A 25,249-nucleotide genomic window follows, 5' to 3' on the forward strand; every position below is an offset into this window, starting at 1 on the left:
GAGCGGGCTTTTAAGCTTTGCTGTCACCACTTATTCGGCTTGCGATCGCACCGTCTTGATTTCGATATTTTGCATCTGTACGTGCATTGTATGGTTTTTCGCAGTAATCGCTTAAAACTTCAAAGCTGATCGCGCCTATTTTCATACCAGGACGAAGCGCGAGGGGCAATTTACCCGAGTTAAAAAACTCCAAAACAATATTGCCAGACCAGCCGGGATCAATTCGATGTGCAGTAACATGCACCATTAAACCCAAACGCGCCAACGAAGAGCGTCCATCTAGCCACCCTACAATATTACTCGGTAATGTAACCGATTCGTAAGTCACCGCCAATGCAAGTTCGCCAGGATGAAGAAAAAATGCCTCGCCTTCACCAATATCTATTTCATCGCTCATTACGCGATCCATCGCGGCTTGTACTTCGTGTTTTGGACCACTTAAGTCGATATACGGCGCATTGTGATCTTGAAATACCCTGAACTTGTTGCCTAAGCGCACATCCACTGTCACGCCACTCACCTCACGCAAGTCAGGCTCGGGTTTTATCCCAATATGCCCGTCTTGCAAATACTTTACTATGTCCTTGTCACATAAACGCATGTCGTTTCTTCTGTTGTAGTTAGTATTTTTGTGCCCTTTACCGGGGAATTATGCGGCTCACCCATAAATGTTGCAACAGCCTCTAATCAAGTCTCGTAATATCAATACCGACATTTGCGGCTTTCGCAACATCAGATAAGGCCACGTTGTTTGCCATATTGATGCTCATTTGACGTGCTGCTTGCAAATAGATGTTTTGCAAACCCACACAATTTTTGTCATCGAATAAAGATTTTCCATTGTCCGCGTTTTGCCTGATATGCATGTCAATTGGCACTTCAGCCAATACTGGCAAGTGATAACGCTTTGCTAATTTACTTGCGCCGTCTGTAGAGAATATAGGAGATTGAGTCGCACAATTGGGACACTCAAAATAACTCATATTTTCGATTAAGCCGAGTACCGGTATCGACAGTTTTTCGTACATGGCAATGCCCTTGCCGGCATCTGCTAGCGCGATGTCTTGAGGAGTGGTGACGACGACCGCAGCAGTCAACGGTATTTGCTGTGCCATGGTAAGCTGAATATCTCCAGTACCAGGTGGCATATCAACGATTAAATAATCCAAAAGTGGCCACTCGGTTTCATTAATCAATTGTTGTAAAGCTTTACTTGCCATTGGTCCACGCCAGATAGAGGCGTGTTCATTATCGACTAAATACCCAATCGAGTTAGACACAAGTTTGTGAGCATAAATCGGCTGCATGGTCTTATTGTCTTCCGTATCAGGTGACTTATTAGTGGTGCCCAACATTAGCGGAACAGAGGGGCCATAAATGTCTGCGTCTAATACCCCTACTCTCGCCCCTAACTTGCTCAAGGCCAAAGCGAGATTAACGGCTGTAGCAGACTTACCTACGCCCCCCTTACCTGATGAAACTGCCACAATGTTTTTCACGTTGCGAACCAAAGGCTGCTTAGTGGCAAACATCGGGATATTGCTGACAAACTTGCAAGTTAAGTCCGAGGGCAAGGCAATAGTGTCACACAATTGCGAAGCCAATTGTTCAGCATCCTTCTCACATGGAAAAGGCAGACTAACCGTAATGATGCGTTTGTGTAGGGCAACGTTAAACAGTGTTTCATCAGGCAAGGCAAAATGCCTCTGAACAAAGTTTTTGATTTGCGACATCACAGTTTCTATTCCAACTGCACTGTTTACTGTGTCTGGCAATTTTGACTTTTTTTTAAAAAACATACTTACCCAATTATATTTGCTCTCAGGGCGAGTTGATGGTGCATTCGACTCGCGTTTGCGCTACCATCTGCGCTTTATTTTTAACTGTCATTTATATCGGGGAAAATTCGCAGAATGCAACAAGCTCAGCGCCGAATTTTAGTCACCAGCGCCTTGCCGTATGCCAACGGCTCTATTCACCTAGGCCATTTATTAGAACATATTCAAACAGACATATGGGTGCGATTCCAACGCTTACGTGGCCATGAATGCCATAGCGTGTGTGCGGATGACGCACATGGCACACCCGTTATGCTAAAAGCACAAGAACTTGGTCTAACGCCAGAAGAAATGGTAGCGCAAACTCGAGACGAACACGACAAAGATTTACGCGATTTTTTAGTCGACTATGACAATTACTACATTACGCATAGCCCAGAAAACAAAGCATATTGCGAATTGATTTATAACAAGCTGAATGATGCAGGTTATATTTCAAAAAAAACCATCAATCAGCTATACGACCCAGAAAAAGAGATGTTCTTGCCCGACCGTTTTGTAAAAGGTGACTGCCCCAGTTGTGGCGCACTCGATCAAAACGGAGACAGTTGTGATGTCTGCGGCGCAACCTATAGCCCAACCGAAGTAAAAAACCCACGCTCTGTCGTATCGGGCGCAAGCCCTATTCTAAAAGATTCCGAGCATTACTTTTTTGACTTACCCAAGTTTGAAGAAATGTTAAAAGGCTGGATCCGCTCTGGCGCCATCCAAAATGAGATGGCCAACAAGTTGGAAGAATGGTTTGAGCAAGGTTTGCAACAATGGGACATTAGCCGAGATGCCCCTTATTTTGGTTTTGAAATACCTGGAGCACCGGGAAAATTCTTCTACGTATGGGTCGATGCACCAGTAGGTTACATGGCCAGCTTTAAGCATTTTTGTGATAAAGCCGGTTTGGATGACATGGACTTCTGGCGGGCAGATTCGGATACTGAGTTATATCACTTTATTGGTAAAGACATTACCTATTTTCACTGCTTGTTCTGGCCAGCGATGCTTGAGGGCGCAGGGTTGCGCAAGCCAACCGGAGTCAATATACATGGTTTTGTGACGGTCAACGGCGCAAAAATGAGTAAATCTCGTGGTACCTTCATTAAGGCGCGTACATATTTAGAACACTTACAGCCAGAATATTTGCGGTACTACTTTGCGAGTAAACTTAACGACAGTGTGACTGATATTGATTTGAACTTTGAAGATTTTGTGCAAAAAGTCAATGCCGATCTTGTTGGCAAAGTTGTCAATATCGCTTCTCGCTGTGCCGGCTTTATTAGCAAGCGCTTTGATGCGACCCTGTCTAACAACATTGAAAATCCCAGTTTACTCGCCGAGTTTCAAGACGCGGCAGACGATATTGCAGACGCAATAGAAAAGCGGTTGTACAATAAAGCCGTAAGAGAAATTATGACACTGGCTGACAAAGCCAATCAATATATTGATGCACAAGCACCATGGGTCACGATAAAAGACGAAAGCAAACAAGCGTTAACACATGATGTTTGCTCAATGGGTATTCATCTTTTCAGAATACTCATGGTCTATCTAAAACCCATCGTACCGAACTTAGCCGCGCAATCTGAACAGTTTTTAGTTGATGAGCTTAGCTGGTCTAGTATTAATGAGGTAAAAACAGGCCATAAAATCAATAAATTTAAGGCCTTAATGCAGCGTGTTGACCCTGACAAAGTTGCCGCCATGATCGAAGCAAGCAAAGAGAGTTTGCAACAAGCTACTCCAGTTACACAGGAAAAACAGTCTGTTTCTGGTCCACTGGCAGACGATCCCATTGCAGAAACCATTTCATATGATGAATTCGCAAAAATCGACCTACGTGTCGCTAAAATCGTCAAAGCAGAAGCAGTAGAGAAAGCAGATAAACTCCTACGATTGGAGCTGGATTTAGGTGGTGAAACACGCCAAGTATTTGCTGGGATCAAATCTGCTTACACGCCAGACCAGCTGGAAGGCAAACTAACGGTAATGGTGGCGAACTTGGCTCCGAGAAAAATGCGCTTCGGTTTATCGGAAGGCATGGTGCTTGCCGCAGGGCCTGGAGGTTCTGACTTATTTGTCCTTCAGCCAGACGAAGGTGCACAGCCGGGTATGCGAGTTAAATAAATCCTCACCATTGACTAGGCTGAAGCGTTTGACTTTGCTTCCGAGGTGCAGGTATTGGGGCAAAAATAAAGCTTCAAAAGCATGGATGCTTTTGTAGAGTCCCCATGGATGGGTTTACGACGTCTTTATTTTTGCCCCAATACCTGCACCTCGGAAGCAAAGTCAAACGCTTCGGCTCAAATCAAATTCGACTATCACGGTGGGACTATCGTTAGCGCCTTCGAGCACTTGCCGTATTGCTCATTGTCGCAGTAGCTGGCGCGTTATTAAACTTGGGTTTGAGTTTCCATTTGGACTTAATCGGTGACAAGGGAATTTCTCGTTTCCGAGCAACAATAACGTACATTGATGAAAACCAAGGCATATACTGCTTGCACCAGCGCATCACTCGACTTTTTTCACTTAAACTCTTGCGCATAAATAACGCCGAATAGATAAGGTGTTCTTGTTGAACAATTTCAAAATCCAGAAGTTGCAACCAATCTTTAACGCGAGCCGCCGTAAAAAAACGCCCTTGATGAAGTAAATTGTTCCGGTTTATCGGTAAGTATTTCATGATACCTGCGACGCTAAATGGATTAAATCCAGCTATCACTACATGTCCATTTGCAGTTATGGTGCGATCGATTTCTCGCACTATCTGATGCGGATCTTGGGCAAAATCTAACTCAGCTAAGACAATGAAGGCATCCACACTGTTATTTTGAAAAGGCAATTGATTGGATTGGCCACAAAGGTGAATGTGCTTAGAAGCTTTTGTCGCGAAATTGACTTTGTGCTTGATAGGGCTTGATGCCAATTCAAGTTCACTACTCAAGGAGCCCACTTTTACCAAATAATAGCCAAATAAGGTTTCTACCACTGGCGACAGTGCTGATTCAAGCTCTTCTTTTACACGTTCGCCCTGACTCAAATACTCCCATTTTTCAGGGTATTTGGGCGTTTTTAGGCGTTTAGCTGCACGCAACAACATGTCACTTTCACTTTATTTGTTACCGTTCATCAATGAGTCTACCGGTATTGACTACCGCCACGATAATTCTTCATAGCAAAGCTTACGTTAAAATAGAGTAAAAAAAAACAACAAAGCTGCACCATCAGATGCTAGTATAAGTTGGAAATCAAAATACTTTGTATAACGTTAAAATAATAAAAATGAAGTTAAACATTTCTCCCATTCCAGCCTTGAGTGACAACTATATATGGTGTTTGTCGATTGCAGACAAAGCCGTGGTCGTTGATCCCGGCGAAAGTGCGCCTGTGCTGGCATATTTAAAGCAAAATAATCTCAAGCTTGACGCAATCATTGTGACACATAGGCACCACGACCACATAAACGGTATTCCTGAACTAACAAACGCATTTCCAGACATCAAGGTACATGGTCCAGAAACCCCGCGCATTACAACCATTACTGATCCAGTATGGGACGGCGATACAGTGTCCCTATTTGATGACCAGCTGTTACTATCTGTTATAGAAGTACCGGGGCATACCTTGGATCACGTCGCTTACTTCAATGAAGCGTATTTGTTTTGTGGTGATACCTTGTTTTCCGCAGGTTGCGGAAGAATGTTTGAGGGGAATCCAGAGCAGTTTTGGCAATCGTTAAAAAAATTAAGTTCTCTTGGCGAAGATATCAAGGTTTACTGTACTCACGAATATACACAGGCAAACTTGAAATTTGCGGAATATCTAGAGCCAGACAACCTAGACATAAAAACACATATCCGTTGGGTGAATGAAAAACGGCAACTCAATTTACCAAGCTTGCCAAGCACAATATCGAAAGAGAGACAAATCAATCCTTTCCTTCGTTGCCACTTACCGGAATTTGTTGAAAGTATTAAAAAAATTTTGAATATTAATAATCATAATGCTACTGCGGTATTTGCCGCCGTGCGCGCAGCAAAAGACAATTTTTGATGAATAAAAAAAATAACAAAACCTTATCCTCCCTCGTACTTATTTTAAGTACCGGTGTTGGGCTATCAGCGTGTAACATTACACAAGAAACGAGTGATATTGATAAACAAACAACGCTATCTGTAAATACAGAGTCAGAGCATGTCCTACTTGATTGTTATGCCTCTGAAAGCAGCACTTCAGAGTCCGAAAGTTTTAAGCAAAGCATAGACTGTGAACCGCCTACGGAGGGTGTGATTGAAGTTGTTCACCCTGTTACAGAAATTGACGAAACACTTTCCAGTACGCTTCAACCTAGCAAGGACGACGCGAGTGCTAACGATGACGAAGTGCAATACTCCAATCTTTGGTTTTACATCGCTGATCAACTTGAGTTTGATGTACCTGAAGGTCAACGGCGCATCAGTGTCCAAAAAAATTGGTATTTAAAGCACCCCAATTACATGCAGCGCGTATCAAACCGCGCTGCGCCATTTCTCTACTATATTGTCAAGCGACTTGACGAAGAGAACATGCCTTTAGACATTGCCTTGCTACCTATTGTAGAAAGTGCGTTTGATCCCTTCGCCTACTCTCATGGCAGAGCCGCAGGTATGTGGCAATTTATACCTGGTACAGGCAAGAACTACGGAATGAAACAAACGTGGTGGTATGACGGACGCCGAGACGTTATTGCTTCTACAGACGGCGCCATAGCCTATCTGAAACGCCTGCATAAGATGTTTGACGGTGATTGGTTACATGCATTGGCAGCGTACAACAGTGGCGAGGGTCGAGTAATGCGCGCCATTCGCAAAAACAAACGCGCCGGAAAAGCCATTGATTTTTGGTCTTTAGACCTGCCTCGTGAAACACGTGCCTATGTCCCCAAATTGTTGGCGCTGACTGATATTTTGCGAAATCTCGATACTAATCAATTTGCGTGGCCCACTATCGCCAACGCGCCTGTTTTAGAAATTGTTGATGTCAATGCGCAAATCGACTTATCAAAAGCCGCGAATATGGCCGGACTGACAACCGCTGAACTGCAGGCTTTAAATCCCGGTTTCAACAGGTGGGCGACAGATCCAGAAGGCCCACACACTTTGCTCTTACCCATACAACAAGTCGAACAATTTAAGCTAGCCCTAGCAAACACCTCTGAGAATGAGATGCTAAATTGGGTGCGTTATAAAATTCGTTCAGGGGATAGTCTCGAAAAGATTGCCAAAAAATATAACACCACTACTGATGTTATAAAAGAAATCAACGATTTACGCTCATCAAGGATATATGCAGGTAAGCACTTGTTAGTGCCAGTGGCATTAAAATCTATTGAAGAATATGCCCTGTCTGTTGACCAACGTCTTTTAAAAACACAGTCAATCGCGAGGGGAAGTCACAAAACAAACCATAAAGTACGCAATGGCGATACACTTTGGGATATAGCAAGAAAACACAAAGTTTCTGTTCGCGACTTGGCAAAATGGAATAAAATGGCACCCAGAGATCCACTAAAAATTGGTATGAATTTAGTGGTATGGACAGGTAAGCCCGATCTAAGCTCTACACAAAAGAGTATCAATCGAAATATCACTTATCGAGTGAAAAGTGGCGACTCCTTGTCTCGCATTGCGCAACGCTTCAAGCTAAAAATCAACGACATTGTGCAGTGGAACAACTTGCAAGGTAAAAAATATTTACAACCTGGTCAAAAGCTCAAACTTACTATTGACGTGACAAAGACCTAAGCTTGAAATCGGAGGGATGAATGAAAAACAAGTTTGAACTCTTGGGTGAATTAGGTGCTGACGAATTCAAACACATAAAGGGATCACTTTTACAGCACTTACAAGGGACACGTAATTTGCTGAATCAGTGGGATGCGCCATTATTTTTACAAGACGCAGGCTTGTATCATGCAGTATATGGTACTTCAGGCTTTGATGCTTCACTACTATCAGTAAAACAACGCTATGATGTCGCACAAATTATTGGCGATGATGCCGAAGAGCTTGTATATCAATATTGCGCATGCTCGCGAAGAGATTTTTTCACCAAACTCCTCGACGGAGTTGAAAAGCCTGAGCTAATCAATCGATTTACTGGCGATGCATACTATTTGTCTGATGAATTGTTGAAGAATTTTTGCGAATTAACTGCCGCGAATGAAGTGGAAATAGCCACAAGTAATCCTGCGTTCATTGATAAACATGGCACATATTTGCATCGACTATTTACACAAATGGCGCCATTTTTATCCGAGGCAGCGGCGGCCAAAACTCAGTCAACTTTTTTAGCTGACTAGTTTTCGCCACTTCGTCCCATCCGCGCTGTCTTCTAGTACCACGCCTAGCGCATTGAGTGCGTCTCTTGCCGCATCAGCCTCAGCCCAGTTTTTGTCAGCTCGAGCCTGATTGCGCTTGGCGATTAAGGATTCTACTTGGTTCGCAAATTCTGAATCGGCGTTTCCGCCCTGTAAGAATGCTTCTGGCTCACCCTGCAACACACCAAGAATGTTTCCTAGCCCTTTTAACACACCTGCTAGTTTTTTCGCTTCGTCACCCGTGGCCTTGTTTAAAGATTTAGCCACGTCAAATAACACGGATAAGGCAACCGGCATATTGAAATCATCGTTCATGGCAGCTTCGAACTTTTCTAAAAACCCGCCGAAAGCTAAGTCAGTCATATCAATCTCTTGCACATCCCGTAAACTTGTATAGAGACGTTCTAAACTGGCTCTTGCCTGATCGATATTGTCTTGAGAATAACTTAATTGACTCCGATAATGAGCCGACATTAAAAAGAAACGCAAGGTTTCAGCGTCATGCTTTTGCAGAACGTCACGCAAGGTAAAAAAGTTACCGAGAGATTTAGACATTTTCTCATTGTCTACTTGCACCATACCAGTGTGCATCCATGTATTCACGTATGGTGTATCAAACGCACAACACGACTGAGCAATTTCATTTTCGTGATGTGGAAATATCAGGTCAGAACCGCCACCATGAATATCAAAATGCTCGCCAAGATGTTTATGATTCATTGCTGAACACTCGATATGCCATCCGGGGCGCCCTTCTCCCCAAGGCGATGACCAACTCACTTCCCCTTCTTTCGCGCTTTTCCACAGCACAAAGTCGAGCGGGTCATGCTTGTCACTCGTTGTTTCTACGCGAATACCAGCTTGAAGCTGTTCCAAATCTTGTTTGGAAAGGCGGCCATACTGCTCATAAGCAGACACATCAAACAACACATCGCCACTTTCTGACTGATAAGCAAAGCCTTTATTTATTAGAGCTTCAACGACATTAATGATTTCTGGCATGTGCCCTGTCACTTTTGGCTCAATATCAGGCTCACATAAATTGAGCGCAGCAAAGTCTGCATGCATATCAGCAATCGTTCGCTTGGTTAACTGCTCAGGCGTTTCTTGGTTTTCAGCCGCGCGCGCAATTATTTTATCGTCAACATCGGTAATATTGCGCACGTAAGTGACATCATACCCTAGATGACGCAGATACCGCACAATGATATCAAAGCTCAAATACGTGCGTGCGTGCCCCATGTGGCAAAAGTCATACACAGTAATACCGCACACATATATGCCAACATGATTGGCTTTAATAGGTGTAAACGCTTCTTTTTTTCGCGTTAAGGTATTAAAAATATGCAATTGAGACATAAAACACTACTTCCGTTATTAGCTAAAACAACAGATTTCAGTTATTGAGAGGAAGGCGATACCCCCACTAGATAAAGTCACTGTAAACCCATTCATGGGCGCTCCACAAAGGCATCCTTGCCTTTGAGGCTTTATCTAGTGGGGGTATCGCCTTCCTCTCAATAACTGAAATCTGGTCAAATAAATTACTGAGCCGAGCGGCGCAAATTCTAGCATTCACTAGCCCTTTTACGCCAGTCACTTTTACGCTAGTATTAGCGCCCTTATTTTATCCTTAAAAACGAGGGACACATGGTCGTTTTAAAAACAAACTTCGGTGAAATTAAACTAAAACTAGAAGCCGAAAAAGCACCCAAAACGGTGGAAAACTTTTTACAATACGTAAAAGAAGGCTTTTACGATAATACTATTTTTCATCGCGTCATCGGTAACTTCATGATCCAAGGCGGTGGGTTTGCCCCTGGTATGGAACAAAAGTCGACCAATGCTGCAATCGAAAATGAAGCGGACAATGGTCTTAGTAATAAGATCGGCACCATTGCTATGGCGCGTACTAACGATCCTCATTCAGCTACCGCTCAGTTTTTTATAAATGTAAAAGACAATGACTTTCTCGACTTTTCAGCACCCAATGCTCAAGGTTGGGGATATTGTGTGTTTGGCGAAGTAGTAGAAGGCATGGATGTAGTCGAAAAAATTAAAAGTGTTGAAACGGGTAATGCTGGTTTCCATCAAGATGTCCCACTAGAAGACGTGTTGATTGAGTCCGCAACCATCGTCGAATAAAAAGCAAGCAGTGGAAGGGATAACCTACTTTATATCCGACTTGCATTTGAGTGATGATCGCCCTGACATCACTCAATGTTTCAGCAAGTTTATGGCAGATGAAGCGCACCAGGCTGACAAACTGTACATATTAGGCGATTTATTTGAAGTGTGGATTGGCGACGACGATCAGTCTTCATTTAATCAACACATTGCCTCAATTATTGCCAATGTCGGCAAGAAGATACCCGTTTACTTTATTCATGGTAATAGAGATTTCGCCTTGGGTAAAAAGTTTTCGAAGCAAGCGCATATGCAAATTTTACCGGAACAAACTGTAATAGACTTATACGGTCGACCTACTTTGATCAGTCATGGTGATGAATTGTGTACGCGAGACCTTGAATATATGAAATTCAGGAAAAAGTCCCGAGGTTGGTGGTGGCCAAAATTAATGCTATCCCTGCCCCTAAGCTACCGTAAAAAGATCGCAGAAAAAGGGCGCAAAACCAGCCATTCGAACAAGCAAATGCTCGCTTCTGAGATCATGGATGTGACCCCGTCTGAAGTTGAAAACGTCATGCAAACCCATCAAGTCGACCTGTTTATTCATGGGCATACCCATCGCCCCAACATACATAACTTTGTCAGCCGGAACAAACAGCGTCAACGCATTGTATTAGGAGACTGGTATACACAAGGGTCTATTTTAACTGCAAGTCCTAGCTCTCTGAAATTAGAAAACCGAAACTTCATCTAGTGCCTGTTGGCACTAACAAGCCCATACTCTCGTCTAAATAAACAGTAAAGAGTAATAATCCTTCGCAGTAAAACAGCTTTCAAAAATTTTACAAATCATTAATAATTAACCTCAACTCGGGATAATTAACCTGAACTCTGGATAAGCAATTATGCAAACTCTGGAATTTATTGTTCTTTCGTTTAATCCACTATCCAGTAGTGGCCTAAAGCTCGATATCAAAGCGCTCAGGTGAAGGAATAATGAGTTATTTCAAGCTTGAGCAACGCAGAGATCGGGATTTAGGGCGCTGCTGGACGGAGTTGCTTATCCCGAGTTCAGGTTAATTACTAAAAAAATAATAAATAAAGGACTCTCAGGTGTTCAATCGAAGCGTAAAATACATAATATTGCTTGCTATAAATATAGCCGTTTTACTTATGTTTTATCCCGATATGAAAAATAGAGGCGATGGCATATTCGAGACGGGTTTTGTGATCGACCTAATTGCAGAAAGAGATGCATTAAAAAAGCAACTCAACGCTGCTCAAAATGAAAGTACCATTGCATCGACAAAAGCAACCAGTGCCAGCTTGCAGCTTGAGCAAACACAACGTTTGATTTTGCAAAGTGAAGACAAGTACAGACAATGTGTGCAAGAAAAAAATAACTTAGTTACCGCTGCGGCAAAAGCATCAGAAGAAATAAAAAGGCAACAGTTAGCAGCAGAGCAATCAAGCGCTTCGTTTCAAGCCTGTGAAGTTCAATCGCGAGAAATCGCTTTGTTTAAAGCGCAATTAAAACAAACGGAAGAGGCACTCAAACAAACCCATTCGCAAAAAGCACAACTCAACAACAAAATTTTCGAGCTCGAAAAGCAGTTAAACGAGCAGCTCGAAAGCCTCACACAGCCTCAAGAAAAAAATGAAGCACTCATTTCTCAACTAAAAGCCCGCATCGCCAAACTCGAAGCAGATATTGAAAATCCAATCTATTTAAAATCAGCCTACCTATCGGGAAAAGCTTGTGATAATTCTAGGTTTGAGGATTTAGTCTGTATCGAAGAGTTTATTGTTCGTCCTAAGTTTAGTAAAGCACCCATCACTGAGGTTACCGTCAACATTTATGCGCCAGATAGGCGCAGAGTGGCACAAGGCACCTTTGCGTCAGAGCGAACTCAACTTGTGCGGCTACCTTTAGGAAGAGCTAGGGATCTGCTTGCAGGCGAATACAGTGCAGAATTCATAGTAAACAATGAAACACTTGTCAGCAATGGTCATCTTATCGTCAAACGTTAGGGACTGTTTACCCTAGGCTTTAAATTTTGTTTGGTTGTCACTAAATCGAGTAAGACCTTTTTGGTAATTTGCTTTTTTGCCACCTCGCTTTTTAGCATATGCTTTATTGCCAGAACGCTTAGCATACTCGCGATGTTCCCTCCCCTTCAATTCATGTCTACTTTCATGAGGAACAAGACATTTCGCCGAATTGCCAATAAGGTATGCCTTCCCCATTTTTTTCAATGCTGTTCGAATTAAAGGCCAATTAGCGGGATCATGGTAACGCAATAAAGCTCGATGAAGCCGTCTATGTGTTTCCCCTTTGGGTACCTCAACGACTTCGCTCTTGTGATTGACCTTGTGGATCGGGTTTTTATTGGTATGGTACATCGTGGTGGCATTCGCCATAGGAGATGGATAGAAATTTTGTACTTGATCTAGCCTAAAATTATGTGCTTTTAACCACAGGGCTAAATTCAACATATCCTCATCAGTGGTACCTGGGTGGGCGGAAATAAAGTATGGAATGAGAAATTGCTCCTTCCCCGCCTCTTTTGTGAACCGATCAAACATCTCCTTGAAGCGATCATAGGTCCCCATACCCGGCTTCATCATTTTATCTAAGGGGCCTTTTTCGGTATGCTCTGGCGCGATCTTGAGATATCCCCCAACATGATGTGTCACTAGCTCTCTTACGTAGTCTGGATCTTCTATTGCAAGATCGTAACGCACCCCTGAGGCGATAAGAACTTTTTTCACGCCCTTTACCGCTCTCGCCTTTTTATACAATTCTGTCGTTGGTGATTGGTCAGTGTCCAGATGACCACAAATATCCGGCCACACGCAAGACAGACGACGACAAGTTTGCTCAGCCTTGGGGCTTTTGCAACGCAGCTTATACATATTTGCTGTAGGTCCACCTAAGTCTGAGATTACACCAGTGAAACCCGGCACCTTATCTCGAATCTCTTCTATCTCACGTAAAATAGATGCTTCTGAACGGCTTTGAATAACACGGCCTTCGTGCTCGGTAATTGAGCAAAATGTGCAACCACCAAAACATCCTCGCATAATATTAACCGAGGTCTTGATCATGTCGTACGCAGGAATTTTCGCTTTTCCGTAACTGGGGTGTGGCACCCTCGCATAGGGTAAGTCAAAGACCGCATCCATTTCTTCTGTTTCAAGCGGAAAGGCAGGCGGGTTTATCCACACTAAGCGATCACCATGACGCTGAGCAAGCGCTCTTGCACATCCTGGATTAGTCTCTTGGTGCAAAATTCTCGACGTGTGCGCATAGTGTGTTTTTTCAGCACGCACCACATCGTATGGAGGCAGCAAGACATAGGTTTTTTCCCAAGGTTTGCGTCGTGTTTTTTTAGAGACATAGGGTTGAACAACTATTGGCTTTGCTTGTTCAGCTTCTGCGCCATTTTGCTGTGGCTCTTTTTCGCCAATGGCGCACTTGTCTTCGACCATATCATAAGGGCTGGGTATAGGGTCAATCTTACCTATCGTATCTACATGCGTCGAATTGACACCTTGCCAACCCGGCAACGGGGTCCTGCGAATAACGGCAGTTCCGCGAATATCTTGCATTTCTTCAATGGTTTCACCCGCCGAAAATCGATGAGCCATTTCAATTAAAGGGCGCTCCGCATTGCCAAACATCAACATATCAGCTTTGGAGTCAAACAACACCGAACGCTTCACTTTATCTGACCAATAGTCATAATGCGCAATACGTCGCAAGCTTGCCTCTATACCACCGATGACAACTGGCTTTTTGTACGCTTCTTTACATCGCTGCGTATATACCGTCACTGCTCGGTCGGGGCGTTTGCCTCCCTCGTTGTTAGGAGTATAGGCATCGTCATGGCGAAGTTTCCTGTCCGCCGTATAACGATTAATCATTGAGTCCATATTGCCCGCAGTCACACCAAAAAATAAGTTGGGCTCACCTAATTTCATGAAATCATCTTTTGAGCGCCAGTCGGGTTGAGCGATAATACCCACTCTAAACCCTTGTGCTTCGAGCGTTCGCCCAATCACTGCCATACCAAAACTCGGATGATCCACATAGGCATCGCCCGTCACAATAATAATATCGCAGCTGTCCCATCCCAAGGCATCCATTTCCGCACGAGACATGGGTAAAAACGGCGCTGGATCAAAGCATTCTGCCCAATACTTAGGAAATGAAAATAGGCCTCTATCCGCTTTCATTCTCGGAGTATGGGTTTTTCGATTTATTGGAGACTTAGTTGCCATGAAATATCTCAGTTAAACAGCTTCAAGCGTTAAGCTTACCGGTTTTGTTGGCAAGCCACTATGAAATTTAAAATCGTCATCGTCTGACTTAATCAAATTGGCTTCTATTTCTGCAAAATAGTCGATACGTGTTGAAATATCTGTGCCTGCTATCTCTGTGGCTAATTGAAGATAGTCTTGGTAATGCCTAGCTTCTGAGCGCAATAATGAAATATAAAAATCGCTCAATTTTGCATCCAAATGAGGGGCAAGTTTTGCAAATCGTTCACACGAGCGCGCCTCAATGAAAGCCCCACATATCAATTTATCAATCAAAGCGTCTGGCTCATGGTTTTTTACATGTCTTAATAGCCCTTTTGCATAGCGACTTGAGCTAATGTTTTCATACTCAATGCCATACTCATGCATAATTTCGAGTACTTGGTAAAAGTGATGTAGCTCCTCTTTTATCAACAATACCATTTTATCAACTAAATCTTGGCTATATGGCGCCTCAGACTTAATCATCATTGACTTTTTTAACTGCAATTTATCAAGTAAGCGCCAGTCACCTTGCTTGCGATACGTGAAATCTTCATACGGTTTTAACCAGTCAAGTAAAGCGCTTGCACTATCTGCATCGACGGCGTAGCGACGAATTAAAAACATCGCACTTTGTGCTGCCTTTAACTCGCACACCAAATGATCAAGTAGTAGCACGGATAGGTGTTCGGGCTTAGTTGCTTCAACTACCCACTCATGGGGGGTTTCACATCGAAGAAACTGTTTGATAGGAGCTAGCAATTCGTCCAAATGTTTAGCCTTGTAAAAGAATGTTTAAAGATTATTTTCGCCCGTAGTGTAGCAAAATCGGTTATTAGATTGAATCTGGCTTCGTAGGATTTTCAGTCTTTGGCCATACAAAAGCGGTACTCGAAATCAGAGATAGAACACAAAGAAAAATAGCAACCGTTTTATTGCTAGGGGACAAATGAAAACTCCCACCAATAGTCGCCGCTAACATAAGGAGTGCAAAAGCCAATAAAGAAATTGAGAATACTAGGATACCGAGAGCGCGTGCAAGTGTATTTAAAGATGGAAAAAAATTCGATATTACAAAGATTAAGCTACTTATACAAAACACTACCAAAGCTTCGTTTGTTCCAAATATTCGTGACAAATAAATGCATCCAAAAACTATAACCAGCGTCAACAGCCACTTAAATAGTGAACTAAACATAGCTACAGCCCCCTTGCATCATTAGTCTCGCGGAATAATAAACAACACGCTAATCAGTAACCTGAACTCTGGATAAGTAAAGCTTGTTTTCGAATTTCTGTAAAGCATCGTATCCATCGTATGCTTTTTCTAAGGGCAGATCTGCAACAAAGTTACCCGCAAAATAAATCGGCGATATGGCTTTAGGAGAACTTATCATTTATGGAACAAGATCGTATTGGTGAATAGAGTTAAATCGGTAGTTTGATTCTGAAATAATGGTGTGTGCACACAAAATACAGTAGACAACTACCGTTTATTTGATATATTTAGTCAAAATAAGTAACAAACTACCGTTAATGATATGAAAACAGTGATTCTAGAGCTTTTCAACCGAGGGCGATGGTGGGATGCCGCAGAAGTGTCCTTCTCTGGTAAGGAGATGAGTAGTGGCGTCACTATTTCTTACATCAATGATTATATAGGTGAATCTACAACATATGAAGCCATAGATAATAGTGCTTTTTCAGTCAATGCGCCTTTAAGTATTATCCCCGTAGAATACTCCCATTGGCCGTCACTGTTCGACGACATACTACCAGTAGGTAAATCCAGAGAATGGTGGTTACATTACTTGAACGTCAGCCGGCAACCTGAGTTCATCCAAAACTATGCATTGCTCACTCACGCATGTAGCGCTCCTGTAGGACATTTACGCGTTAAAAATATCGATGACCAAGCTGCGCGTGAAGCAGAAAAACGTTTTAACATTATAGATGTCATTAAACTTCAATATAACTTTCTAGAGTATGCGAATGAACATGGCGCAGCTGTTGGCGGCGCGACTGGTGCAGGCGGTATTGCACCAAAGCTACTATTGATGGTGGAACAAGATCAGGTATTCATTGACGGTGATTTTGCTGGTAAGAAGTTATCTGCACAGCCCTATCTTACAAAATTTGCAAGGAACACTCGTAGTGAAATTGACAATAATATTCTTAAGGCTGAAGGAGTATTTTATAAAATACTCAGCGACATTCTGGATGGTACAGGGATTGAGACGATCAATACTGTTGACATGAAGCTACTAGAGCATCAAGGACAGATCAGCTTGTGGTTGCCGAGGTTTGATATCGAACTACGAGATGGTATTGCACACAGAATTGGGTTAGAAAGTATTTATTCAATGATGAATGCCACACTAGGTAGCTATCAAGATCACTTCAAAGTCATCGATGTCATTTGGAACAAAATTCAAAATTGTACCAGCATGACGAGCGAACAATTCATTCAAAATTATGTGGCGAGAGACTTATTAAATCTCGTATTTGGCAATTCGGACAACCACGGTAGAAACATTTCTTTTTTGAAAAGAGAAGGAGGTATTACATTTGCACCAATCTACGATTTTGCGCCGATGAAAGCTGATCCGGAGATGGTAACTAGGTTGTTTAAGTGGCACAGAGCTTGCGAACATAGCGGAGAGGTTGATTTTAACAAAGTCGCTTGGGAACTATCAGAAAAATGCGACCCAGATAAATTACTGGCATTTTTGAAGATTCTCGCCACAAGAATGTTAGATTTGCCCAAGCAACTTAACGATCATGGCTGTCCAGAACAAATTATTAACTTCCCAGCAATAGGGTTCCACAATACGAAAAATAAACTAATTAATATGGGGGTACTCGATGCTTAACCTTTCCGCGAATGAACGTAGAGCGATTATCAATAAGTTAGAACAGTCGCTGATGAACGGTGAAGAGCATATTGGGATCATCATCAAGTCAATACGAACTGAGCTGTACGGTATGACACAAACCCAATATGCGAAGTTTGTCAAAGTGTCTGATAAGACACTCAGAGACATAGAAAAAGGCAATACTGATCCCCGTATTTCGGTTGTGAATAAGCTTCTTAAACCCGGGGGATTTAGACTCTCGGCAAGAAAAGCAGCTCAAATCTCACTATGAGGTATATATCTCAGGCTTTCCCGAGCAAATCATCAAGCTCCATAATATCTATTTGCTCAGGAGGCACATAATACACCCCATTCTTGGCACAGTTTATTTGTTCGTTAGTCATACCTCGCAAATACAAATACATCACACCGCCAAAATGCTTGTTGTAGGAATAATCTTGGATTTTTTGCTTCAACAGTCTATGCAGCGCAACCGCGTAGATATGGTACTGCAAATCATAATAGTGCGATTGCATATGTGAGAATAATTGAGCATTGTCATAATCAGAAAAACGATCACCCAAAAAGCTCGATTTATAGTCTACTAGGTAGTATCTCCCCTCGTGCTCAAATATTAAGTCAATAAAGCCCTGCATTAAGCCATGTAAAGGTATATTACCCGCTAAATTCAGTGGCATATAGGGCAGCTGCCAATATTCGGATAGTGTTTTTCTGTGCTCAGTAATTATTGCGTTTAGCTTAGTGACGGAAAGCCCATCTAGTGGAAAGAAAAAGTTGCTTTCTCGCAAAGTCTGCTCAAAAGCTAAGTCTTTCAAACACAAGCCATTTTCCATAATTGGCGTTTGCAAGCATGCCTGTAACCACTCGAATAAGGCGTCTTTTTGCGTCTCATCAAACCAAGAATACTTATGCGCCAAACTCTGCCACGAGTGCGCAAAGTCAGGGGAGCTAAAATCCGTCAACTCTAACAAATCATGCAACAGGTTCCCGGCATCAGCCCCAGGCGTTAAACTAAAACGCAGCATCGGTGACTGTGGTGTATAGTTTGTCGATGCTTGTTTAATCACAGCAGGATCTTCGAGATCGCGTGACAAGCTTTGCACACCTGAGGTATCTGAATGTGCTTGCGCTATGGCACTAAAAGAACGTAAAGCCCAAGTTTCAGGGGGCGCTACACTGACTTTTTTGAATGTTAAATCAGGTAGTTGTCGTTCCGGCATATACTGACTACTGTTTTGTTCAAGCACCTGATGAATGCAAACCACATCCATAACCGCCTTGAGTTCGCACCTAATAGCCTTGGCGAGCATATCCCAAGGACTAGCTTTCAGCTCAATATCACGCTGGGTATCACCTGAATTATTAAGCCCTAATGCCTTGTGTAAAGCGCTGTCCATACTCGCTTGCGCGCAAAGCATACCCAAATAACAACGATGAGTAGAACGGGTCACCGCCACATAAAGCAGGCGCATCCGTTCAGCTTGTTCTTCTTTAAACGCGCGAGTATATGCGTCGTTTGAAAATCCTAATTGCGTGGTCAGTCGCCCTTCTTTGTTGTGATACACCAAAGTCTCTAGATTGAGCGAAGGCGCGCCTGCATTGGCAAAGGGCACAAAAACAATGGGATATTCAAGCCCCTTGGATTTATGTTGTGTAATAATTTTTATCAGCGCTTGATCACTTTCCAGTCGAATTTCACTCGTGTTGGCATCCTTACCGCTAATTTGTTTTTGCAACCACAATAATTGTGCTTTAGGCGTGTGTTGGATCACAGCCACACTGGCCAACTCTTCTGCTAAATGCATAAAGTTGGTCATCACCCGTTCTGCATCCAATATTGGCACTACGTTGGTACGCACAATACCATTTACAAGCGAAAACACGCCTTCCTGCCACCATCTCTGCTTATATTCAGCCATCAACTTATAAACAACTTGCCAATTAGGGTGATCTTCGTCTTCGAAAAGCGCTTGCACCTTTATACCAGCGTCGTTTGGAAGAAGAACGCCGGTCGCTAACGCAGCCCGCGTTTTAGTCATGTCATTTAGGGTATTGATTGCATCGAGTACATAAAAAAGGTGCTTTGCCTGAATCGATTCAAACAAAGCGGTCCGCTCACTTAAGTACACGCTTTTTAGCCCTGCTTTGGCGAACGCACTGCGAATCAAATTAGCTTCATGCCCTGTCCTCACCAAAATAGCAATATCCCTAGCTCTAACAGGCTCATTAGTGCTCACTTGACTATGTTGACTTGGCTCATCATTGCTAACTGGTCTAAATACATAGTGTTCAAGTAAATCGATGATCTCTTTGATCATCCATTGAATAATCAATTGTATTTGCTGATATTCTTGATCTTTGTTTTTTGCAGTTTCAGGTACATCTGCTATCGCAAAATGTAAGGCGGTAGTCTGTGCTTGTTCAGTTTGCGCATTGTATAGAGCTACGCTGGCTGCTTTTGCAGATGGCGAGGCTTTGACAGGCACATAATCGATGCCAAATGAAAACTTACTGTCATTGTTACTTGATTGAATTTCCGCTTTTGTGTTGTGTATTGCTGGCGGCGTATCGCCGTTTAAGCTATTAGAAAACAAAGCGTTGTACGCTTTCACCATGCCTTGTGTGGATCGCCAATTGGTATCCATTGACCACAAATAATCCGCGTCATGTTTCGCGCTCAAATAAGTAAAGACATCGCCGCCGCGAAAGCCATAAATAGCCTGTTTTGGATCACCTATCATGTATAAGGCAAGATCTTTCGCTGCTAAAGTTAAGTTGTTGCCGTCTGTGCCTTCTGTTGCGCCCAATTGACTCGACGCGCTTGAAAAGGCACTATCCGTTTGATATTTTTTCCTGCCATAGAGTGCGTCTAAAATGGCATATTGATTGTCATCCGTATCTTGAAATTCATCGACCAAGGCGACAGGGTAAGTATTACGGATTTTTCTTAATAAATTCTCGCGATTATCCTGCTTACACAACCCTTCAGCCACTTTACTGATCATTTGATCAAAGCTGAGTAAGCCTTGCCTGTCTAATTCTACATTGACCTTTTCTTTGATAGCCAACAATTTTGGCGCAAGCAATTGGTACAAGCCCAACTTACCCAATCCTTTGAATATTTTTTTACCATTTACGGTGTAAGCTTGACTAAAGATGCGTTGTACGGCTTCACTTTGCATTGTCAATTTGTCTGCAAATTCGGGGGTATACTTTTTCTTGCGACCAGCACTTGTCAAGATTAGGAAGCCCTTTGCAACAAAGAGCTTATCTACATTTGCTTCTTTTTCACTTTCTAGCGCCTGACATAAGGTAGCAAAGAATTCACTTTGGCTATCATCATTATCGAAAACCATCTCAAATGACGAACACGGTGAGGGTAACGCTAACCAAGCGAGCGCTTCATCCACTTCCTTATCAATTTTTTCTTTGTTTGCTGGCTTATCCGCTAGCCCCAGATAAAAATCCGTTCGGTTTTCACGAAAAAACTGACTCAAGGTTTCCCGCGTATCTTCTGCATCTTGCCAAGCTTGAACCAAGGTTTTCATCAGTCCCGAAGCAATATCCTCAAGGTTAACTACCCGCAAATGCGTATGCTTGTTGAAAACCGCATAGAACCTAGTGTACAAGCCCGCAGGAGTGTGAAGCTTCGCCTCTTCTAGTTGCTCAAAAAACGGCGTATCTTGGCGCCACAATAGTAATGCATCGGTAATGGCCTGAGTGTAGAATGCCTCTGTAGTAGTCTGGATCAGCGCTTCGGTATTGTATTGAAAACTGGAGGCAAACTGTGCCAATAAGCGCTGACAAAAACCGTGAATAGTAAAAATACTGGCATCATCAATTTCCAAACGAGCAATGTTTAAAAGCTGCTCGCCACGTATTTTGCTAACACGCGTTTGCATGGCCTGCAGCATGGGATCAGTAGGCGAGTGCCACTGTGCTAGCACTTCATCGATGTAATCAGCGACTCTGCCTTTGATTTCTTCCGTTGCCGCTTCGGTAAAGGTCATCACAAGTATTTGCTGTACACTGAGTTCGCGTTCAAGTAATAAACGTAAGTAAATACGCGTGATATTAAAGGTTTTTCCAGTACCTGCACTGGCTTCAATCAAGTGTATGCCGTGCAAAGGTATCGTGTCTGGCGATAAATTTAAGGCTGCTTCCTGTGCAGCTTTGCTAGTAGATTGACGCCGAGTTTTGTCACGCAGAGCGTGTGTATTTGTCTCGTCCATTTATGAAAAAGCCTTTAAATAGGTGTCAAAATATACCTGTAACAAATCTTCACTCAAGTCCGGAAATACGCCGCCAAATAGACATTGCACATACAAATCGTCAGCTAGCCCCATTGGGTTAGCTTTCGATTTCGTTTGCGTCCTTTTTCGCCAACTGTTTTTTACACCCTCATCTTTTAATGCTTCTTGCGCCGTCGCCACTTTTTGTAAATCTTTTGCAAAAGGCATATGCAGCAGCATTGGTTGTTCACTACCTAAAATAAAATACTTCACAAACCCCTGAAGTTGCGCAAATGCCTCATCCTTCGACTCGATAGATACCGCTACTTCTTCAAGTTTTGGCTTACCGCGATACATACGCGCATAAAACGCTTTTGTTTCGCACTTGCCAAATTGCACGGCATAACACAACATGTGTAAATAAATGTCTAGATACTGATAATCAGACAATTCATTATCAACGCTAAAAAACAAGGGACAATCATCTGCATCAACTTGCACGGTGTAAATAAAATCGAAACCTTCTACATTGACTTTCCCGTCAATGCTATTTGTAAGTGTCGCTTTTTTGTCTGTGACCAGTTTCATCAAAGCGGTTTCTTGCGATACGACATCATCCAAATACGTTAAATTAGGTAGATCACCACTTTCTAAGAAATACTGATTAAGTCGAGATAAGCTCGCGTTTTGTATGTTCAACACAGCAGTTTGGTCTCTTGCATTCTCGTGGCTATCGCCAAATATTCGCTGATTTGCAGAAAGTTGCCTTAGCAGAAGTGTCCTAACCTTTCGGCGATGATTGTTGGTATAGTCAAATGCTTGTTCACCCCCCTGCTTTTCAAGAGACGGAAAATACACTTGCAAGCGTTTGTTAGCAAAATACCGAATAGGGTTTTGATAAAACCGAATCAACTCATTTAAATGAACGGTAGTTTTCAAAGGCGCAAGGCGATAAGGAGTTTGAATCTCAGACTTTTTGCTTTCTTGCGTGTTCAGTAGCGCTTGAGCTCTACTGAACCAAATAGCATCAGTGCTCATGAAATACTTATGTGGTGATGTTTCAGATGAGTTTTTCTCAGAAGATCCAGTGGGATTGGCAAACTCTGCCACTGAAAAAGGATGCAGGCCGTGATATTGCACGGGTATATTAGCCTCGCCAAATCGTTGGTGGCAATAATCGAGCAACTCAGTCAGCACTAAGCTCGGTAAACGTTCCGCATTGTCTTTAGCGCTTCGGTACAAATAACTCAAATACAGCGTTGATTCAGCCGATAAAATCGCTTCTAAGAATAAATATCTATCGTCATTTGCGCGAGAACGGTCACCCAACTTACGCGGGGAAATCGACATCAAATCTAATTCTGACAGCACGCTTTTACGTGGGTATTTGTCTTGGTTTAACCCCAATACACCAATGATCTTAAACGGCACACTGCGCATCGGCATCATGGAACAAAAGGTGATCTTTCCCGCCATGAACTTTGCTTTTGTTTCTGGGATGGACAATAACTGTTTGAGTGCAGTAACGATACTCACCCACGAGCAAGTTAAATCGGAACAAGTCGCGATGGTAATATTCTGTGATAGCTCGTTAATAGCAGTTTGTATCAGGCTTACGCCAAAAGCAGCGTCATCGCCAATACGATATTGTTCCAACACTTTACTTAGGCGTTTCACCCATTTAGCTAAATTCCTTGTATCGCCAAACTGTTCGTTAATCGCCAACAACCATTCAAGATAAGCAATAAACCGCCCTAAAATTACTTGATTTAAGCCTTCTATGCCTTCAATACACGCAATTTCGTCCGCCCATTTTATGTTTTCCTGGTTGACTGCCCCCATTATTAGCCGCGCCAATCCCTGCGACCAAGTGTGCGAATGTTCAGCTTCTGTACTACCCAATATTTGTGCTTTGTTTTTGCTGTCTATCCCCCACATTACTGACGCACTCTCGAGCCAATGCTGTACTTTTTGCAGATCGTCATCCGTCAAAGAAAAACTGCTGGCCAAGCCTTTATCTACCAAAGGCGACATCACCGCATCCAATGAAAAGCGCGTTTTGTTTAAGCTAATAACTTGAATAAAACTCTCCACCGCTGTTTCACTTTCGATTGGGCGGCGATCAGAAATACTGACAGGTAGTGAATGCGAGCCCGCATCATCTGATTCAAAAACGGCACGAATAAAGGGTGCGTAGTCTTCTATGGCTGGGCACATGATAAGCACGTCCCGAAGTGCCAAACTACTATCTTCTGCAAAGCGATTCACCAGAAAGTCTTTTAGAACTTGCAACTCTCTCAGTTGACTATAATTTCCGTGCACTTGTATCGTGGCGTCCGGTTTTGCACAATGATTAGTATGTTCGGGTACGGCATTAATATTCGCGTTCGTTCCCCGTCGAATGTCGTCTTGCAAAAGCTGCAGTAGACTTGGATTTTGCGAATCATCGTGAGACGCAAAGGATGAGATTTCGAGGTAGTCTTGTGCCAACACTTGATTGATCATCTCTTTTCCCTGCTGCCCCATGTTTCTGAGCAAGGGGTTTAGATCATCGAGTTCAATAGGCGCTAATTGCGTGTTTTTCTTTAGCTGATAAGCAATTTGTTTGTTTGATTGCGCATCCCCCCAATAGTTTTCGCAAGGATTAAGCATAAAAAAGTGAACGTTCGTTACTTCAGCTAATGCGGTAAAAAAAGAAAAATACTGCACTGGCAATGTATTGATGGCAAATATATAAATATCTGCTGGCAACACCTGTTGAGCTTCTTTAAGCCGTGTTAAGGCGCTTGCTTGCAAGTTGACAGGGTGCTGAGGCGCTTGCAGCGTCAGTTCTTGCCAAATCCATCTTTGCCACACACTCAAGTGCTTAAACGATTCTTGGCTTTCTAGATTATCAACAATATCGCTTGCTTGCGCTTCCCATGCACTTATCCATTCAGGACGAAATACAATATATTGCTCAAAGACATCCGCCACTTGTCGCGCGAAAGCAAATATGATTTCGTCATCAAGTAGTGCACCATCATCTGCTCGAATAAAGCGGTCAATTTGCGTCTTAATCGATTGTTCATTTGGCTGAGTATTTTTCAATATTGTTATAATTCGCCAAACCAATATTTCTCGTTTATAGGGCGACTGTTTTGGGATTAAATCATCACCTAGTAAATCCCGACAACAAGACCAGACAAAGCGCGTAGGCAAAGGAAACGATAAGTTCATGGCAATGCCATTTAGCTCGGCGAGCTTTACACTTAACCAATGTTGCATACCGGTATGTTGCACTAATATTTGCGTCGGGGCTAAAGGGTTGGCATGTCTACTGTTGATAACCGCATTCAACATTTCAGCTAAATGCTGTAAGCGATTAGATGGGTAGAAGTAAAACAAGTAATGATCCCTAAATAATAATGAAAAATCCTAGCCGTATTCCCGCTTAATATTGATGTACAAAAAGGAAAGAAGCCAGTTTTATTAATATAAGGATATAAGAAAATAGGTAGGAAGTCTGCACAGACCGGG

The 25,249-nt window shown here is 42.7% G+C and carries 18 protein-coding genes; 9 read left to right on the plus strand and 9 right to left on the minus strand.

The window, feature by feature from the left end; all coding sequences use genetic code 11:
* Positions 1–10: 10 nt before the first annotated feature.
* Positions 11–601, minus strand: coding sequence for a dCTP deaminase (dcd, locus tag ACFOHL_RS01185; RefSeq protein ID WP_376918371.1), 591 nt, complete (start codon positions 599–601; stop codon positions 11–13).
* Between the two features lie 82 nt (positions 602–683).
* Positions 684–1,799, minus strand: coding sequence for an iron-sulfur cluster carrier protein ApbC (gene apbC / locus ACFOHL_RS01190; protein ID WP_376918372.1), 1,116 nt, complete (start codon positions 1,797–1,799; stop codon positions 684–686).
* A gap of 114 nt (positions 1,800–1,913) precedes the next feature.
* Between apbC and metG the strand changes: the two genes are divergently transcribed.
* Positions 1,914–3,956 carry a methionine--tRNA ligase gene (gene metG, locus ACFOHL_RS01195; protein ID WP_376918373.1) on the plus strand — a complete coding sequence of 681 codons (2,043 nt, stop codon included), beginning with the start codon at positions 1,914–1,916 and terminating at the stop codon, positions 3,954–3,956.
* A 211-nt stretch (positions 3,957–4,167) separates the two neighbouring features.
* Here metG and ACFOHL_RS01200 read toward each other — a convergent pair whose 3' ends face one another.
* Entirely contained in the window at positions 4,168–4,929 is a 762-nt protein-coding gene (locus tag ACFOHL_RS01200; protein WP_376918374.1) for a methyltransferase domain-containing protein, read from the minus strand.
* 182 nt (positions 4,930–5,111) lie between these two features.
* On the opposite strand from ACFOHL_RS01200, the gene gloB reads away from it, so the two are divergent.
* From gloB to ACFOHL_RS01215, 3 genes are read left to right on the plus strand one after another with little or no spacing between them, the layout of a single operon-like run.
* Positions 5,112–5,882: a hydroxyacylglutathione hydrolase gene (gene gloB, locus ACFOHL_RS01205; RefSeq protein ID WP_376918375.1), complete on the plus strand. Its 771-nt coding sequence runs from the start codon at positions 5,112–5,114 to the stop codon at positions 5,880–5,882.
* Positions 5,882–7,612 carry a LysM peptidoglycan-binding domain-containing protein gene (locus ACFOHL_RS01210; protein ID WP_376918376.1) on the plus strand — a complete coding sequence of 577 codons (1,731 nt, stop codon included), beginning with the start codon at positions 5,882–5,884 and terminating at the stop codon, positions 7,610–7,612. Before gloB ends, ACFOHL_RS01210 begins: the two co-directional genes overlap by 1 nt.
* 20 nt (positions 7,613–7,632) lie before the next feature.
* The gene (locus ACFOHL_RS01215; RefSeq protein WP_376918377.1) at positions 7,633–8,169 is read left to right on the plus strand and encodes a DUF6817 domain-containing protein; all 537 of its coding nucleotides are present in this window, start codon (positions 7,633–7,635) and stop codon (positions 8,167–8,169) included.
* Here ACFOHL_RS01215 and cysS read toward each other — a convergent pair.
* Positions 8,158–9,546 carry a cysteine--tRNA ligase gene (gene cysS, locus ACFOHL_RS01220; protein WP_376918378.1) on the minus strand — a complete coding sequence of 463 codons (1,389 nt, stop codon included), beginning with the start codon at positions 9,544–9,546 and terminating at the stop codon, positions 8,158–8,160. The genes ACFOHL_RS01215 and cysS overlap by 12 nt on opposite strands.
* A 291-nt stretch (positions 9,547–9,837) precedes the next feature.
* Between cysS and ACFOHL_RS01225 the strand changes: the two genes are divergently transcribed.
* The 3 genes from ACFOHL_RS01225 to ACFOHL_RS01235 all read left to right on the plus strand — a co-directional run bounded on the left by ACFOHL_RS01225 (position 9,838) and on the right by ACFOHL_RS01235 (position 12,348).
* Positions 9,838–10,332: a peptidylprolyl isomerase gene (locus ACFOHL_RS01225; protein WP_376918379.1), complete on the plus strand. Its 495-nt coding sequence runs from the start codon at positions 9,838–9,840 to the stop codon at positions 10,330–10,332.
* The gene (gene lpxH, locus ACFOHL_RS01230; RefSeq protein WP_376918380.1) at positions 10,307–11,071 is read left to right on the plus strand and encodes a UDP-2,3-diacylglucosamine diphosphatase; all 765 of its coding nucleotides are present in this window, start codon (positions 10,307–10,309) and stop codon (positions 11,069–11,071) included. Before ACFOHL_RS01225 ends, lpxH begins: the two co-directional genes overlap by 26 nt.
* Before the next feature lie 359 nt (positions 11,072–11,430).
* Positions 11,431–12,348, plus strand: a complete 918-nt coding sequence (locus ACFOHL_RS01235; RefSeq protein ID WP_376918381.1) for a hypothetical protein — start codon at positions 11,431–11,433, stop codon at positions 12,346–12,348.
* Between the two features lie 12 nt (positions 12,349–12,360).
* On the opposite strand, the gene ACFOHL_RS01240 is transcribed toward ACFOHL_RS01235, so the two are convergent.
* The 3 genes from ACFOHL_RS01240 to ACFOHL_RS01250 all read right to left on the minus strand — a co-directional run bounded on the left by ACFOHL_RS01240 (position 12,361) and on the right by ACFOHL_RS01250 (position 16,019).
* Positions 12,361–14,601 carry a YgiQ family radical SAM protein gene (locus tag ACFOHL_RS01240; protein WP_376918382.1) on the minus strand — a complete coding sequence of 747 codons (2,241 nt, stop codon included), beginning with the start codon at positions 14,599–14,601 and terminating at the stop codon, positions 12,361–12,363.
* 12 nt (positions 14,602–14,613) lie between these two features.
* Entirely contained in the window at positions 14,614–15,393 is a 780-nt protein-coding gene (gene miaE, locus ACFOHL_RS01245) for a tRNA isopentenyl-2-thiomethyl-A-37 hydroxylase MiaE (RefSeq protein ID WP_376918383.1), read from the minus strand.
* 476 nt (positions 15,394–15,869) lie between these two features.
* Positions 15,870–16,019, minus strand: coding sequence for a hypothetical protein (locus ACFOHL_RS01250; protein WP_376918384.1), 150 nt, complete (start codon positions 16,017–16,019; stop codon positions 15,870–15,872).
* 144 nt (positions 16,020–16,163) lie between these two features.
* On the opposite strand from ACFOHL_RS01250, the gene ACFOHL_RS01255 reads away from it, so the two are divergent.
* Both ACFOHL_RS01255 and ACFOHL_RS01260 read left to right on the plus strand, forming a co-directional pair.
* Positions 16,164–17,495 carry a HipA domain-containing protein gene (locus tag ACFOHL_RS01255; protein ID WP_376918385.1) on the plus strand — a complete coding sequence of 444 codons (1,332 nt, stop codon included), beginning with the start codon at positions 16,164–16,166 and terminating at the stop codon, positions 17,493–17,495.
* Positions 17,488–17,769 (plus strand): helix-turn-helix transcriptional regulator, encoded by a 282-nt coding sequence (locus ACFOHL_RS01260; protein WP_376918386.1) that lies wholly within the window; start codon positions 17,488–17,490, stop codon positions 17,767–17,769. Before ACFOHL_RS01255 ends, ACFOHL_RS01260 begins: the two co-directional genes overlap by 8 nt.
* A gap of 10 nt (positions 17,770–17,779) precedes the next feature.
* Here ACFOHL_RS01260 and recB read toward each other — a convergent pair whose 3' ends face one another.
* Complete coding sequence (gene recB / locus ACFOHL_RS01265) at positions 17,780–21,730, minus strand: exodeoxyribonuclease V subunit beta (RefSeq protein ID WP_376918387.1); 3,951 nt, start codon at positions 21,728–21,730, stop codon at positions 17,780–17,782.
* Positions 21,731–25,117, minus strand: a complete 3,387-nt coding sequence (gene recC / locus ACFOHL_RS01270; RefSeq protein WP_376918388.1) for an exodeoxyribonuclease V subunit gamma — start codon at positions 25,115–25,117, stop codon at positions 21,731–21,733.
* Positions 25,118–25,249: the final 132 nt, after the last annotated feature.

Source organism: Agaribacter flavus (assembly GCF_042646125.1).
In the GTDB taxonomy this organism is placed as follows: Bacteria; Pseudomonadota; Gammaproteobacteria; order Enterobacterales; family Alteromonadaceae; genus Glaciecola; species Glaciecola flavus.